The organism is Wolbachia endosymbiont (group B) of Pilophorus perplexus, assembly GCF_964028155.1.
Lineage (GTDB): Bacteria > Pseudomonadota > Alphaproteobacteria > Rickettsiales > Anaplasmataceae > Wolbachia.
Genome location: NZ_OZ034754.1, coordinates 1,179,349 through 1,194,432 on the forward strand (window position 1 = coordinate 1,179,349; position 15,084 = coordinate 1,194,432).

A 15,084-nucleotide genomic window follows, 5' to 3' on the forward strand; every position below is an offset into this window, starting at 1 on the left:
ACTTGAATGACAATATTTGCTGTGTAATTTACCTTAAAAAATGAAATTCCTACAGCTACGTGTAAGCTACTTTCATGACACTCATTTAGTTGTCTTTTCTCGTCTACCTTATTTTACCACTTTGCTGAACAGATATGTAAAATATTAACTTAGCAATACAAAAAATTATCTATAGATTAGACACACCATTAGATCTTATGCATAGTCATTTTTTAATTCCATAGCTGAGACGGAGCCTGCTCCCCTTATCATGAAACTGAAGTCTATATGGTACCACAGTATAATGATATAATAAAATATGAAAAAAATACCAATAAAAAAAGGCAAAAAAAGCCCGTATTAACTTTAACAATTTAAAATGATTTAATGTGAAAACCATAGGCGCCAATTGTTTTTTTAACTTAAAAATAAAAGTCAAGTATCAGGAATTCTAGACATAAACCCTCCTATATGAATAAAGAGCTAGCAAAAATAAACTTATATATTTTTTGCTGAAATTTGATTATTTGGTGAAAAAACCTGCAGGTGAAGATAGATTTTGGATCCTAAAAAATCTTCATTCTCCACTATAATGAAGCCACCAGAGTCTGTCAAGTAATTTTTTATTTAAATTGCTTGCAATCTTTTTATACACTCATCTTTACCAAGAATTACCATGATATCGATGATTCCAGGCGCATCCATTATTCCAGTTATTGGGGCGCGTAATGAGTGGTATATATCGCTCATTTTTATATTATGTAATTTTGAAAATTCCTTAATCTGAGAAGATAAAAAATTCTTATTCCAATCTTCACTACCTACACTCGAAAGAAATGATGCAAGTAACTTAATTACATTGAGGTTAGATTTGACAATTTGCTGAGCTTCTTCACTAAAATCAACTTGAATATAAAATTTTGCTAAGTCCAATAATTCGGTCAAATAGTTTGCTCTTTTTTTCAGCTCTGTCAGTCCCTGCAGTAAATAGCCCTTTTTTTTGTCAGTTAGAGTATTTTCTCTAAGCATTAGAGTCAGAATATCTTCATTGCTCATATTACTAATATAGTGGTTATTCAAATGCTCCAGTTTTTTGAAATCGAGCCGTGCAGGTGAGCGACCGATGCTTTCTAAATTAAACCACTCTATTGCTTGCTCATCGCTAATAATCTCATCGTTGCCATGACTCCAGCCAAGTCTTAGCAAGTAATTACGCATTGCCTGTGGCAATATTCCCATCTTTTCATAATCGCAAACACTTGTTGCACCATGCCTTTTAGATAACTTATTCCCGTCTTCTCCATGAATAAGCGGTACGTGTGCAAAGCGTGGGACATCAAAATCAAGAGCTTGGTATATTAGTAATTGCTTGAAGGTATTAGTGAGATGATCAGAGCCACGTATAATATCGGTTATTCCAGCATCATGGTCATCAACCACTACAGCAAAAATATATGTTGGAGTATTGTCAGAGCGCAAGATTACTATGTCATCAAGCTGGTCGCTACTTATTGTAACTTGGCCGTATATTTTATCGTCAACAACAATATCTTCTGAGTCTGGCACTTTGAAGCGAACAACAGGCTCTGCATTTGATGTTGAATGAGTACACTTATGCTTATATATTTTTCCTTCTTCCCTTGCTCTTATTTTCTTCTCCGCAACTTCATTCTCGGGGCAGTAACAATGATACGCCCTACCCTTTTCAACTAAAAGATTTGCAACTTCAATATGTCTATCTATTCTTTTTGATTGATATACTATTTCTCCATCATAGCTTATTCCAAGCCATTTTAACCCATCTATTATTGCATCAATTGCTTCCTGTGTTGAACGTTTTCTGTCGGTATCCTCAATCCTTAGTAAAAACTGGCCACCATGACGCTGCGCATAGAGCCAATTAAACAAAGCTGTGCGAGCTCCTCCAATATGTAAAAATCCTGTTGGTGATGGAGCGAATCTAGTGACTATACCTGGCATATTTGTCTATTGTGATAACGTAACCGATGATAACTAAAATTTGTACTTGCAACAACGTGGAACTATAGTAAATTTGAAAGATCAATTTACATTTATTTTTAACAAACTGCATTGTATAATTTAATATTAGTGAATGCAGTGAGGTGTATATATGGATAATTTATTTGAAATTGCAAGAAAAGGGAATGTGGATAAATTTGTCGATTCTTGCAAGGAAAGAGTTGCTTGTGTAGCTAAGCATAGAATTGATGAAAATGGAAACCCATTTCATATAGCAGCAAGTAAAGGGTTTCTATTATCTGCGTTACAGAAGATCATAAAGGATTTAGAAGAAAGTACCAGGGTTGAGGTTGAAAAAGCAAAAGACTGGGAAGAAGTAAAAAGATTAGAAAAGGAACTTAAGAATAATAAGAAATATATTAAGGAAGCACTCCTCGATAAAAGCTATATTAAGGATAATAAGGCAGTATCACCTCTTTACTTCTTGGATCCTTCAGAGCAGAAGGAAGTTAAGCAAATTGCAGATATAAAATGTGGCTTTATATGTAATAAGAAGTTTCATATATGCTTATATATAGTAGGAGCTATAGTGTGTGCTACCGCTATGTGTGTATCTTTGTATCTTCTATTTTCGGCTTCTCAATCTCTTGCATTGGCTTCAATAGCAACAATAGCTTCTGGAGGATCTTCATATCTGTTATTTAAGGCATGTAATGAAGTATATGGCCTCTATAACGAAAGTACTATAGTGACAGATCCTGATGTTATGCAACTTTTAGATAGTGGTTTAGCCCCAGTGTGAAGTATTTGCAGGTAGTAATATAGAAATTTACTTTCTTAACTTAAGAAAGTATACTTATAAGATGATAAGAAAGAAGTATAGTAAGATTTTAGTAGCGAACAGAGGGGAGATTGCCTGCAGAATAATCAAAACTGCGCACAAGATGGGCATATCTTGTGTGTCTGTGTACTCAGATGCAGATGCAAATTCTGTGCATGTAAAGCAAGCAGATGAGTCAAGGCACATTGGCCCTTCGCCTGCTTATCTTAGTTACTTAAATATCGAAAAAATATGCGAAGTAGCAGTTGAAACAGGTGCCGAGGCGGTTCATCCTGGCTATGGGTTTTTAGCAGAAAATCCAGATTTTCCCCGTGCTCTGGAAAAACATAACATAGATTTCATTGGTCCAAGTGCAGAAACAATAGAAGTTACAGCCAATAAAATAACGGCAAAAGAAGAGGCAAGAAAAGCTGGAGTAAATGTAGTGCCAGGATATATGGGTAAGATCGAAGATGCTGCCCACGCAGCCATCGTTGCTGAAGAGATTGGTTTTCCCGTTATGCTCAAAGCTGCATCAGGTGGTGGTGGCAAAGGAATGCGAATTGTATATTCCAAAAAAGAAATTGAACTAGCATTTACATCAGCAACAAATGAAGCAGAGAAAAGTTTTAAAGATGGCAGTATTTTTATAGAGAAATATATAGAGCTGCCAAGACACATTGAAATACAAATCATAGCAGATAAATACGGCAATATAGTGTGTCTTGGGGAGAGAGAGTGCTCGGTACAGAGGAATAACCAGAAAATAATAGAAGAAACACCAAGCCCATTTATTAGTGAAGAAGTAAGACAAAAAATGTATGCTCAATGTGTTTCTTTGGCAAAGCAAGTTGATTATTTTTCAGCAGGTACTGTCGAGTTTGTTGTAGATAAGAACCAAAACTTCTATTTTCTTGAGGTAAATACGAGATTACAAGTTGAGCATCCAGTAACAGAATTTGTCACTGGAATAGATATAGTGGAAGAGATGATCAGAATTTCTTGCGGAGAAAAATTAAGATTTGGTCAGAATGATATTAAACTTATTGGCTCTGCAATAGAAAGCAGAATTTGCGCTGAAGATCCATCAAAGAGATTTTTTCCTTCCAGCGGAAGAATCAAATATTACGACAAACCAGATGATGTAAGAATAGATGATGGAGTAGCTAGCGGTTCAGAAATCAGCATGTTCTACGACTCAATGATTGCAAAAATTATAACCTATGGAAAAGATAGAATAGAAGCAATCAGCAGAATGCAAAAAGCATTGTCTGAATGTTATATAGAAGGAGTAACAAATAATATAGAATTTCTAGAATCCATTTTCCATCATCCAAACTTTATTGCAGCAAAACTCCACACAAGATTCATTCCAGACCATTATCCTAGTGGGTTTCAAGGCGATTTTATCACAGAGGAATATATTAAAATATTTATTTTTGCTGCACTGTATGTTCACTTAGAAAATGAGGGAAAGTATTACAGTAAGTCAACAGACGAAGCATTCATAGTGAAAATAGATGACAATGAGTACTCCGTAAATGCAAAGTATCAAGATAACACATTAACAACAGTATATAACCACAATAAATACTCCGTGGTGGGTAAGTGGAAATCAAGTTACAGATTACTATATATCACAATTAATGATGATACCAATATAGCACTTAAAATAGAAAGACAAGGTAGCAAATACTTTATAAGACACGCAGGTATGAAAGCTAAATGTTGTGTATTGAAACCTCATGTAGCTGAACTAAGCAAATTAATGCTAAACAACAAAACAGAAGGGATTTCAGTAGACGCTGTAAAATCTCCAATATCCGGTTTATTGGTTAAATTACACGTCAATGCTGGAGATCAGGTAGAGGTAGGACAACCTCTCTTTGTTGTGGAGGCAATGAAAATGGAAAATATAATATGTGCTGAATCAGAAATGGTGATAAAAAATATCCCTGTTAAAGAAGGAAAAAATATACATGCTGGTGATTTGGTATTAGATCTGATTTCTTAAATAACGCAAGCAGTATAAACCTGATCCAAATAAGATAAATGAAAACATTTGATGGGCTATAGCAATAGCCATTGGTATATGCAGCAACAAAGTGACTATTCCTAGAATTACCTGAATGATGACGGAGAATAGCATAACATATAATGGTTTTATACTGGCATTTTTTATTGTGAGTATTGCTGTCAGAACTAATATCAGCAATGCCAATGCCCGGTGTATGAATTGCACTGTTACTCTATTTTCAAAGATATTTAGCCAAGCAGGCTGTAAGTAAAATAAATCTTCCGGAACAATTTGTCCATCCATTAGTGGAAAGGTATTATAAATTAAACCAGCATTTAGCCCTGCAACAAATGCACCGAAGATTATTTGTACTGTCACTAGGATTAAAATTATCCATATGTAACATGTAATGTTGCTATTAATTTTAATTATCTGTTTTGGTTTGATTTGGTAATCAAAAAATTGATATGACAATAATGCAAAGATAACCAACGCAAGCAGTAAGTGAAGTGCGAGCTTATAGTGACTAACATGAGGATTAGATACCAAACCGCTTTTAACCATATACCAACCGGCAAAAGCTTGTAAAATTCCAAATAATAGTGCTGTAGATAACCTTATTACTGCATTTTTAGGTATTCTTTTTTTTAGTGTAAAGTATATAAATGGTAAGATAAAAACTAAACCTGTCAGCCTTGCAATTAACCTGTGCACATATTCTATTAAGTATATGGTGCGAAACTCTTCCATACTCATACCATAATTAAATGCTTTATATTCAGGTGTAGCTTCATATTTTGATTTTTCTTTTAGCCAGTCTTGTTCACTCAGCGGTGGCAATGTTCCGGTAATTGGTTTCCATTCCGTGATTGACAATCCTGCTTTTGAAAGTCTGGTAAATCCACCAATTCCCACCATGCAAATCACCATGAGAGAGCAGAGAAAAAGCCAAATAGCTACAGGTTTTGCTTCCATAATCCATGCTGAGTTTTATTCCATTGCTGAGGGTGAATAACAAATTCCCACAAAGCGAGAAAAGCTGCAACGCTATGTAGTAGACTATAGACGGGAAAAAATATTGATACTATATAAAAATAAAAAGGCATTTTTTGTTGTCTGATAGCTATTATCAAAAAAATCAAGTTAATACCGTATACTATTATAAAATAATATAAGAATAATTCATTCAAAATTTGAGTCAGCACCAATGAAAGTAACAAAAAAGGAGTCGTGAAAAATATAAAAGCTGAGGAACCAACAAAAAGGTTTAATAGCAAAACTCCCTTAAGCCCAGTGTGCTTAAAAAGTAATTTTATATTTTTTAAATGAACGATATAAGTTTGCATATAACCTTTAATCCAGCGTGCTCTTTGTTTGATCCAAGCAAACACAGTAGTTGGTGATTCTTCCAATGTTTCTGAATCAATAATCCTGGTTTTATATCCCATTTGCGCAAGTCTCAAACCAAGGTCAGCGTCTTCAGTGACATTGTAAGCATCCCAAAAAAGCACTTTCTTTAAAATTTCCACTGAAAAATGGTTACTGCTACCACCCAAAGGTATTGGCATGTTCATTTTTTGAAATCCAGGCAAAAAATATTGAAACCAGTTCATATACTCAAGAGAAAAGAATTTTGTAAGAAAATTGCAACCAAAGTTATAGTAATTTAATTTCGCCTGTACACAAGCCAACTTTTCGTCGCCCTTATTAAATTCAATTAGTGCTTTTTTTAACTGCAACGGATCTGGCTTGTCATCTGCATCATATATTACCACATACTTTCCTCTAGCAAAGCTCATAGCATAATTGCATGACTTAGCTTTTGTTCTAGGCAGAGAATGAGGCACTTTTATTACTTCAAAATACTGTGGTAAAGTGCATTTTTCTATAGCTGCCAACATTTCTTGATCATCGCTCTCTATCACAAGCTTTACATCTAATTTTGATTTTGGATAATCCAAACTTTCAATGCTCTTAATCAATTGCTTTATAACCGCATTCTCTTTAAAAGCAGGCAATAAAATAGTATATATAGGTTCATTCATCTTATCATAATCTGCTTTTTGGTTAGAAATTTTACGCAAGCCAAAAATTTTAGTTACAAATTTGAATAAAGAACTAGAACATCCGATTATAAATATCAACACCAAAGCAAAATATGCATATTTTTTTGTCAGTGTTAAAGTCGAATTCATAACAAAGAAAGAGGAAAAAAAGATTGAACTGAGCCTAATGCTTTTAGCTGAAAAATTAGGATTCTTATAATATAAGTAGTTACTTGCGAATTCTGAAATACCAAAGTGTGAGTTAAGAAGATTTAAAATCTGTTTGCTATCTACTTTTATCAATACATATTCAATACCGTAATGAGATTCGACCCAAAGGTTGATATCTTGGCTTATGTCTTCAACCATAAAAAAAGTAGTATCATTTAATTTTTGCCAAGGAATTATATTAAACCTATAGTAGAAAAGTTTCTCTTGTTCTTTGCATAAACTAGAATCAAATTTAATTTTTTCTACATTATCAGTTTGAAGTACAGGCATTAAACTTAATGCAACTTTTTGCTCAAGTCACGTGAAAACGAAGATATAACCTCACTACTACACTTATCATCTTTACGTTCATGCATTATTTTTTTTACAGCATCAGCAGCTATACTCGCTGTGTTAGCTTGTAAATCCCCAAGAGCTTTTTCAACTTGGTCAGTAACTTTCTTCAAATTAGAATGGGAATTTTCATCTAACGTTTGATCGAGTTGCTGTCTATTATGCTTAATAATACTATTAGCCTTATCAAGTGCTTCATTCATCATTTTGTTAACTTCTGCATCTAATCTTTTGTATTTTTCAGAAGATTTTTTGTAATACTCCAACATATCTTTTCTGAATTTTTCAGTTTCTTCACTTGAAAACTTGCTTTTGTTACGTTTATTGTTAAGCGCGTTTTTTATTACCTTCCTTAACAATTTATATGAGAGGATAAAACCTACTAAAAAAGCAAGGCTTATAACTAGTAATGTAGACATAAAAACCCTAAAATTCTTTTGACACCAAGTCAGCAACAAATTCCTCTTCAATCTCAGAATTAGTTAACTTAGTATAGTAAATCAAAGCAATACTAGTAGCCATTTGTTTTAATTCACTAATATACTTAGATTTAAATTGTACTACCTTTTCTTCAACAAGTTTAATCATCTTCTTGTCTTCCTCTTCCAATATATCCTTAACATTCGCTCTCATTTCTTCTACTTGAGCAAATGCATCATCTATGATTTTTTTTGCCCGTACTCTAGCTTGATTTAAAGCTGCATTATACTTGGCAATTTGCTCTTCTGTAAGTCTTAAAAGGTGAATAGAACTATTAAATGAATCTAACACTTCTTTACTTCTAGTGCTTATTATTTCATCTAACTTCGGTAAAAACAAACAACTGACTACAAAAAAAAGTGAAGAGAAAAAAATTAAAAACCAAAAAATTTGAGAAGAGAAAGTTGAAACATCAAGCTGTGGCATCTGTTAAGCAGCAAATATTAATAACATTGCAAGTACAAACGCAAGCAACCCCATGATTTCAACCATGGCAGCACCAATATAAACGTAACTTTTCATTTTACCTTCTGACTCAGGATTTCTCGCAATCCCATTTAACATAGCAGAGAAGATATTAGCTATACCTAAACCAGCACCGAGCATTCCAAATACAGCCAAACCAATTGCTATAAATTTTAAAGCCACTAAATCCATATATTACCTTTAACTATTTCTTTATAATATAATTGTAAAATATTCTGCAAGGAAGTCAATTACTTTACTGCATCTGACAAATATACACATGTTAATATAGTAAATATATAAGCTTGCAAAACTGCAACAAATACTTCAAATCCTATTAGTGCAATTATAAACAAAAAAGGTGCAGGTGTAAAAAATATGTTCATATTTATGACGAATCCTGCTATCACTTTGATGATTGTATGACCCGCAATCATATTTGCTGCAAGCCTTATTGATAAACTAATCGGTCTTACTAAATAAGCAAATAATTTAATAATGATGATTATAGGTGCAAGCCACGAAGGAGTTCCTTTTGGTAGCAATATGCGTAAAAATTCTACTCCTCTTTCTTTAAACCCAACAATCGTTATATAAGTAAAAACCACCATTGATAAAGCGAAGGTAACTATCACATGACTTGTAACTGTGAAACTATAAGGAAGAACACCAACTAAATTACACGATAAAATGAAAATAAATACTGTAAATATCAAAGGAATGTGCTCCAAACCTTTGCTTCCAGTGTTACTTTCTATTATTGAAACAACAAAATCATATACATATTCAACTGCAGCTTGCAAATATCCTGGTATTACTGCACCTTTTCTTATTCCAAGGAGCAAAAACAGTACCATTAATATCACCGAGATCATCATAAAAAGAGATGAGTTGGTAAAGTTTATGTCATACCCAAATAATTTTGGTAGTTCTATTATTGTATATACTTTAAATTGTTCTAGCGGATTTAACGCCATTTTGACCCTGTATACTTAAACTGCAGCAGTAAATAAAGTATAAATTTTATAGAATAAAGTCAAGAATTAATATAAGGAGCTCTGTATTATTAACATATTAACAAAATATACAATTAAAATGCAAATTATAGTCAGCTACCAATCTTATTCTAAATTCTTGACTTAACATCTTATTTTAACTATAATTTAGTTTTAATATGAGGCAATTATGAACGAAATAGATTTTACTAATCCACCTTTAAATTTAGAACAGGAATGTGGTAACGGGTACATCAAGTTTACAGATTATTCTTCTAACTCAGACACTGGTCTTTTCCACATGGCAGGTGAAATGCTAAATGAAAGCCATGATGTTATAGGAAATTTCACTGGTGATGCTTACATTTATAATTTCCATATAGATGATCACAATATGAACATTCAACTCTGCATGGAAATGGACTGCAAAGGTGATATAAAGAAAATTCTTTCTTTGTAGAAAAAGTAGGCTTCTCCTTCGTTTTTTACAATTAGAGAAGCTACTCACTACAACAAGCTTTAAAATCATTATATTTTACATTACAATAACTTTTTTATTTTCTGTTAAATAAATGAAGTTCACATTATCTTGGTTATTAGAGTACTTAGAAACCAATGCTAGTTTAGAGGAAATTATTGATAAATTAACTCACATAGGGTTGGAAGTAGAGAATGTGATCGACAATTCCAGATTGGCCGGGTTTGTTGTTGCAGAAGTATTAGAAGTCGCACCTCATCCAAATGCTGATAAATTAAAATTATGTAAAGTAAATGATGGAAGTAAAGTTCTGCAGATAGTCTGCGGAGCAAAAAATGTTAAAGAAGGCATGAAGACTGTACTTGCATCTCTTGGTAGCACATTGCCAGAAAGCGACTTTACAATTAAGCCTACAAAAATACGAGGAGTGCTAAGTGAAGGGATGCTCTGCTCTGCCTCTGAGCTTTCGCTGACTCAAGATGAAAGTGAAGGAATAATCGAGCTTTCTGATGATTATAAAACAGGAGATAAATTTTTCAATTGCGATCCTGTAATTGACATAAACATCACTCCAAACCGTGGAGATTGCTTAGGCGTATATGGAATAGCTCGAGATTTAGCAGCAACTGGAATTGGAACGTTAAAGGCTTCAAACATTCCACAACTTGCCTGCTCTATAAATTCACCAGTAAACGTCAAAGTTACTGACGGGGAGAGCTTTATTAGTGGAATATACATCACCAATGTAAAAAATAAAGAAAGCCCAAAATGGTTAAAAGATAAATTGGAATCGATAGGAATGCGCTCCATTTCTGTAATAGTTGATATTACTAATTACATCATGATATCTTTTGGCCGCCCAATGCACGCATATGATGCAAAGAAAATAGAAGGTGAGCTCATAGTACGCAAAGCAAATGATGGAGAAAAATTTATTGGTTTAAATGGTAAAGAATATTCATTAAATAAAGAAATAAGAGTTATTTCTGATGATAAAAATGTTCATGGAATTGCTGGAATTATGGGCAGCAAGTATAGCGAATGTACACTTGAAACTACTGATATCTTTTTAGAGTCTGCTTGGTTTGACCCCATCTCCATCACTAAATCTTCAAGGCAGCTAGGCATCTCCACAGACTCAAGTTACAGATTTGCACGTTCAATTGACCCTGAATTTACCCTTGATGGACTCAATCTTGCAGCCAAAATGATTTTGGATTTATGTGGCGGAGAAGTGTCAAGCATAGTGTCTGCTGGCAATTTGAATAAGGCTTATACCAAGATAAATTTTGATTATCAGAATGCAAACAAACTTGGAAGTGTATCTGCATCACCTAATGAGGTATTCGATATTTTAACAAAGCTAGGGTTTAGTATCGATAAAAAAACCGAAGGTAATTGGAATATACAAGTACCAAGCTGGAGACCGGACGTAACCATACCTGCTGACTTAGTTGAAGAGGTAGTAAGAATATACGGCTATGATAAAATAAAGGAAGAGCAACTAGCAGAAGACGTTACAGTAGAAGAAGAGACACAAGATGATTTGCGCATTTTAATGACAAGCAGAGGGTTTCATGAAGTGATAACTTGGTCTTTTATGAGTGAATCAACAGCTGAAAAGTTTGGTTACTTGAATAAGTTATTCATTATCGATAATCCATTTAATAATAACTTCAATATAATGAGGCCAAGTGTCATACCAAATTTGTTGCAAGTCACTGCAGATAATATTGCTCACGGGATATCTGATCTCGCAATTTTTGAAATTGGACCAATTTATAATGGTGAGGCTCAGTCTAAGTACGTTTTAAGTGGAATTAGATCAGGAAATAATTCGCCGAAAAACCACTATAACACTGATAGAAAAATAGATATTTTTGACGCAAAGGCTGACCTCATAACAGCTTTGGAACTTTTTAATGTCAATTGTGATAATTTAGCAATAGAGAGAGCAGAAAAAGAATATTATCACCCAGGAAAATCAGGCTCCTTATCTTTTAGAAGTAAAATAGTTGGTTATTTTGGAGAATTGCATCCGAGTATATTGGATTTTTTTAACATCAAACAAAAAATTGTAGGCTTTGAGTTGATATTAGAAAATATCGAAAATTTACCTATAAGTAGAAAAAAATTTATCGATTATAAATATCAAAGTGTAAAACGCGACTTTGCATTTATTGTAAATAAAGATGTAGCAGCAGGCAGTATAATCAATATGGTGAAAAAAAGCTCAGAGCTCATCACAGAAGTTTTGATATTTGATGTATATCATGGAAACAATATAGAATCGAATAAGATGTCTATAGCATTTTCAGTTACTTTCTGCTCTCCAACTCACACTTTAACTGAAGAGGAAATCCAAAAAGAATCAAATATGATAGTCAACTTAGTGTGTGAAAATACTGAAGGAACTTTGAGAGCTCATCATTAAGCCGTAATCGCCGTTTCCTGATTTTGCTGTGTCACGTTTACTTCATCCAATTTATTTCCTATCTTGAATTCAATATCCTTGAAAAACCTATCCCACATTCCATGCAAATGCTCTTCTACTTTAGGCCATACATCATTTTTAAATGTCGTTCCATCATCAGAAAATAAATTACCCAAAAAAACTCCTACTTCCTCATAACTTGATTGAAAATGTTGAAGAAATGTTTCTACTTCCTTATGAGTATCATGTGCCACACTCAACGCTTTTCCTTCTGTGCTCTTATCCCCACGCATTGCAACGGCAAGACCTGTTTGAATATATCCCAAGCCTGTCCTAATAGCTTTTATAGGCTGCAGCCATGAACTCTTATCACTTTTTGGTACATTATTTACTATATTTTCCACCAACCTATTTATTAAAGGAGACAATAAATCTTGACAAAAATGTTTGATATTGTCTTTTGTCTTAATCACAGGACTTTTTATGCACTTTTCTGCCAAATAGTACTCAAGTTCTGCTCTCTCTAGTAACTTCTTAATTGCTTCTTCGTTAAAAGTTTCATGCTCGAACGCCTTCAGTAAATCATCTTCTATTATTGCAAATTTTATTTTTTCACGAGATTCTAGTTCTTCTCTATAATCATTTTTTGTTTTTTTATTTATCAACAATCCTTCTTTTTCTAATTCTAACTGTTTTAATGCTTTTAGAATTTCTTGGTTATTTTGCAAGTGCTTCTCTATTAATTTTGTACTTGGATGCTTTTCTCCTTTTCTCTTTCGCTCATCTTCTAAGTACTTATTTAAATCCTCACTTTCTTCTATTACTTCTCTTAACGATATAGGTTGATCTAAGCATTCTGCAATTTTCACTCGGTGCACATTAATCCTCTGTACTAAATCCGGCTCCTTTTCCTCTAACAGCTTACATGAATTCTCTATACCCTTTGCTTGACTTTTAAACAAATCTTGCGTTTTACGTTTCGTTATTTCTAAATACATCTTTGCTATAAAATCATTCACTTCATCTAAAGCTTCTTCACTTAAAGAAGCTTTTATCTTGTTTTCTAAATTTACAAACTGCTCCTCTATCAGGCTTAATATACCTAATCGGCTTAACTTATCTTTGGCTTTTCTCATTACTGATTTTACTAGCCTTTGCTTAACCTCTTGATTATCATACTCGAACTTAAAAAGACCTTCTAATCTTCTTTTTAAATTATCCTCCGCTAAGCTATTCTTTTTTATAATCTCGTATATTCCTTTCAATTTTGCATGTATCCTAATATATCTTTCCTGTCCTTCTTTTTTTAAACACTCAATCTCTCTTTTAGTGTTATCTAGAGCTTTCTTCGTTTCTTGAGGATATATATCCTTATAAACATCAATGATTGTACTCTTAGCTATTTTCCCTTCTTCTTTAAGTCGTTCCCACTCTGCTTTAAATACAGGAAGTGCATCATCACTTATATCTCTTGTTATCCCACCTACTTTTCCCAATGCTTCTAATCGATCATCTTCATCAGCTAAATCAAGTGCCTCTTTATTTTTCAGTTTTTTTATATCTCCTATTATCATCTCTTTCTCATTTGGTAATTCCTTACCTTGACTTTCTAATTTCTGTTTCACTAAAGTATTTTTTAGCTCATCCTCCAGTGAAAAATCTTCTCCCCGTCTATTTTGCTGAAACTTAATTGCTTGTATGAAGGCAACTTGATAAGCATTTTCTATCAAATGAGTTGTCAATTGATGGCCTATACTATCTACAACTTTCAGCCTGAATTCGTTCAACAATTCCTTCAGTTTATCATGTGTAATATCTTTCTTTTCTAGCTTCATCAGCTTTTCCATAGTTCTTGCGCATTCTTGAATCGAAGTTGCAAGCACATTCTTGATTTCACTATGTAAGGGCTTAAGACCATTTTTTAAATTGATGTTAGTTGACAATTTCAGTACGATATTGCGCTCTGAATCCCGCGTTACACTAAACCACTGATTATTTTCATTATCGCATAAATCTCTAAGTAATTGTTTAAATTGCGGTGGAAACTTTATTTCCATATCATATTCAATGCTTGGCTCAGGAACTTCTGTTTCATGAAAAGATACCTCAATATTGTGGTGCTTATTAGAATACTGCCCCGTACTTATTTTAAGAACAGTAACTAAAGAATGGACTAACTCTCTATTTAAAAGATAAAAAGTAGCCAAAGCAACTGTTGCAGGAATAACTAAGGCTGTTAGCACAGCCACATTAACAAAAATTGCTATTGCAGCAAGAACGCCATATGCCAGTCTTTTTGGTACACTTGCCTCACTCTTTTGTGTCTTATCTTCACCTACATCAGCTTGTGTCTTGCTGTCTGCTTTAAATCTACTATATATGACTAACCCCATTGCAGTAAAAGCAATATAAGGAAGCATTAAAACTGACAGAGCTAAATTTAATACTTTCTTCTCTGGGCAAGCTCTGTTTATCTCTTTCAATATTTCGCTTGACATATTATACCAAGAGGTAAAAAAGTCAGAGTCATAATCCTTATAATGGAATATACTGAGCGGAACATTAAAAGCAGCTATTTGTTTAATTAACCAATCCTGCTTACTTACAGCATCAAAAAACTCTTCTTCCTCTTCTGAATTAGCAAGACCTAAATCATTCCCTTCTTCTACATTAGAAACATCTTCCATAGCATCAAAAAACTCTTCTTCCTCTTCCAAAGCAACATTGGAAATAGATTCTACTTTACCTGAACCATCACTGTTGTTATTTAAATCAATAACTTCTCTATGACCATCTGCAACAACTTGATTCATATCACCACCCTACT

Annotated in this window: 12 protein-coding genes; 4 read left to right on the forward strand and 8 right to left on the reverse strand. The window is 33.4% G+C overall.

What is annotated here, in order from left to right; translation table 11 throughout:
* Positions 1–606 precede the first annotated feature (606 nt).
* Positions 607–1,959: a glutamate--tRNA ligase gene (gene gltX / locus ABWU28_RS05835; RefSeq protein ID WP_149168645.1), complete on the reverse strand. Its 1,353-nt coding sequence runs from the start codon at positions 1,957–1,959 to the stop codon at positions 607–609.
* Between the two features lie 151 nt (positions 1,960–2,110).
* Between gltX and ABWU28_RS05840 the strand changes: the two genes are divergently transcribed.
* Positions 2,111–2,761 (forward strand): ankyrin repeat domain-containing protein, encoded by a 651-nt coding sequence (locus tag ABWU28_RS05840; RefSeq protein WP_214303233.1) that lies wholly within the window; start codon positions 2,111–2,113, stop codon positions 2,759–2,761.
* Between the two features lie 61 nt (positions 2,762–2,822).
* Complete coding sequence (locus tag ABWU28_RS05845; RefSeq protein ID WP_012481866.1) at positions 2,823–4,793, forward strand: acetyl-CoA carboxylase biotin carboxylase subunit; 1,971 nt, start codon at positions 2,823–2,825, stop codon at positions 4,791–4,793.
* On the opposite strand, the gene ABWU28_RS05850 is transcribed toward ABWU28_RS05845, so the two are convergent.
* Genes ABWU28_RS05850 through ABWU28_RS05875 form a run of 6 tightly spaced genes read right to left on the reverse strand, consistent with a single transcriptional unit; the run spans position 4,776 to position 9,327 of the window.
* The gene (locus ABWU28_RS05850; protein ID WP_012481867.1) at positions 4,776–5,771 is read right to left on the reverse strand and encodes a COX15/CtaA family protein; all 996 of its coding nucleotides are present in this window, start codon (positions 5,769–5,771) and stop codon (positions 4,776–4,778) included. The two genes, ABWU28_RS05845 and ABWU28_RS05850, sit on opposite strands and share 18 nt — an antisense overlap.
* Complete coding sequence (locus tag ABWU28_RS05855; protein ID WP_353275136.1) at positions 5,753–7,342, reverse strand: glycosyltransferase family 2 protein; 1,590 nt, start codon at positions 7,340–7,342, stop codon at positions 5,753–5,755. The genes ABWU28_RS05850 and ABWU28_RS05855 overlap by 19 nt, the downstream gene beginning before the upstream one ends.
* A gap of 5 nt (positions 7,343–7,347) precedes the next feature.
* The gene (locus tag ABWU28_RS05860) at positions 7,348–7,824 is read right to left on the reverse strand and encodes a hypothetical protein (RefSeq protein WP_353275137.1); all 477 of its coding nucleotides are present in this window, start codon (positions 7,822–7,824) and stop codon (positions 7,348–7,350) included.
* A 7-nt stretch (positions 7,825–7,831) separates the two neighbouring features.
* On the reverse strand, positions 7,832–8,311 hold the full coding sequence (locus ABWU28_RS05865) for an ATP synthase F0 subunit B (protein WP_007302046.1): 480 nt from the start codon (positions 8,309–8,311) through the stop codon (positions 7,832–7,834).
* A gap of 3 nt (positions 8,312–8,314) precedes the next feature.
* A complete protein-coding gene (locus ABWU28_RS05870) occupies positions 8,315–8,542 on the reverse strand; it encodes a F0F1 ATP synthase subunit C (RefSeq protein ID WP_006014985.1) in 228 nt (75 codons plus the stop codon).
* Positions 8,543–8,601: 59 nt separating this feature from the next.
* A complete protein-coding gene (locus tag ABWU28_RS05875) occupies positions 8,602–9,327 on the reverse strand; it encodes a F0F1 ATP synthase subunit A (RefSeq protein WP_007302047.1) in 726 nt (241 codons plus the stop codon).
* A 208-nt stretch (positions 9,328–9,535) separates the two neighbouring features.
* On the opposite strand from ABWU28_RS05875, the gene ABWU28_RS05880 reads away from it, so the two are divergent.
* Both ABWU28_RS05880 and pheT read left to right on the forward strand, forming a co-directional pair.
* Positions 9,536–9,805 (forward strand): hypothetical protein, encoded by a 270-nt coding sequence (locus ABWU28_RS05880; protein WP_010402566.1) that lies wholly within the window; start codon positions 9,536–9,538, stop codon positions 9,803–9,805.
* A gap of 112 nt (positions 9,806–9,917) precedes the next feature.
* Positions 9,918–12,257: a phenylalanine--tRNA ligase subunit beta gene (gene pheT / locus ABWU28_RS05885; RefSeq protein ID WP_264376607.1), complete on the forward strand. Its 2,340-nt coding sequence runs from the start codon at positions 9,918–9,920 to the stop codon at positions 12,255–12,257.
* Here the strand turns inward: pheT and ABWU28_RS05890 are convergent.
* Positions 12,254–15,070, reverse strand: a complete 2,817-nt coding sequence (locus ABWU28_RS05890) for a hypothetical protein (RefSeq protein ID WP_353275138.1) — start codon at positions 15,068–15,070, stop codon at positions 12,254–12,256. The two genes, pheT and ABWU28_RS05890, sit on opposite strands and share 4 nt — an antisense overlap.
* Between the last annotated feature and the right edge of the window lie 14 nt (positions 15,071–15,084).

Bases quoted from the DNA above. Each gene is read 5' to 3' on its own strand.
- pheT (WP_264376607.1), top strand. From the start codon at position 9,918: ATGAAGTTCACATTATCTTGGTTATTAGAGTACTTAGAAACCAATGCT.
- ABWU28_RS05860 (WP_353275137.1), bottom strand. From the start codon at position 7,824: ATGTCTACATTACTAGTTATAAGCCTTGCTTTTTTAGTAGGTTTTATC.
- ABWU28_RS05865 (WP_007302046.1), bottom strand. From the start codon at position 8,311: ATGCCACAGCTTGATGTTTCAACTTTCTCTTCTCAAATTTTTTGGTTT.
- gltX (WP_149168645.1), bottom strand. From the start codon at position 1,959: ATGCCAGGTATAGTCACTAGATTCGCTCCATCACCAACAGGATTTTTA.
- ABWU28_RS05845 (WP_012481866.1), top strand. From the start codon at position 2,823: ATGATAAGAAAGAAGTATAGTAAGATTTTAGTAGCGAACAGAGGGGAG.
- ABWU28_RS05840 (WP_214303233.1), top strand. From the start codon at position 2,111: ATGGATAATTTATTTGAAATTGCAAGAAAAGGGAATGTGGATAAATTT.
- ABWU28_RS05870 (WP_006014985.1), bottom strand. From the start codon at position 8,542: ATGGATTTAGTGGCTTTAAAATTTATAGCAATTGGTTTGGCTGTATTT.
- ABWU28_RS05890 (WP_353275138.1), bottom strand. From the start codon at position 15,070: ATGAATCAAGTTGTTGCAGATGGTCATAGAGAAGTTATTGATTTAAAT.
- ABWU28_RS05855 (WP_353275136.1), bottom strand. From the start codon at position 7,342: ATGCCTGTACTTCAAACTGATAATGTAGAAAAAATTAAATTTGATTCT.
- ABWU28_RS05875 (WP_007302047.1), bottom strand. From the start codon at position 9,327: ATGGCGTTAAATCCGCTAGAACAATTTAAAGTATATACAATAATAGAA.
- ABWU28_RS05850 (WP_012481867.1), bottom strand. From the start codon at position 5,771: ATGGAAGCAAAACCTGTAGCTATTTGGCTTTTTCTCTGCTCTCTCATG.
- ABWU28_RS05880 (WP_010402566.1), top strand. From the start codon at position 9,536: ATGAACGAAATAGATTTTACTAATCCACCTTTAAATTTAGAACAGGAA.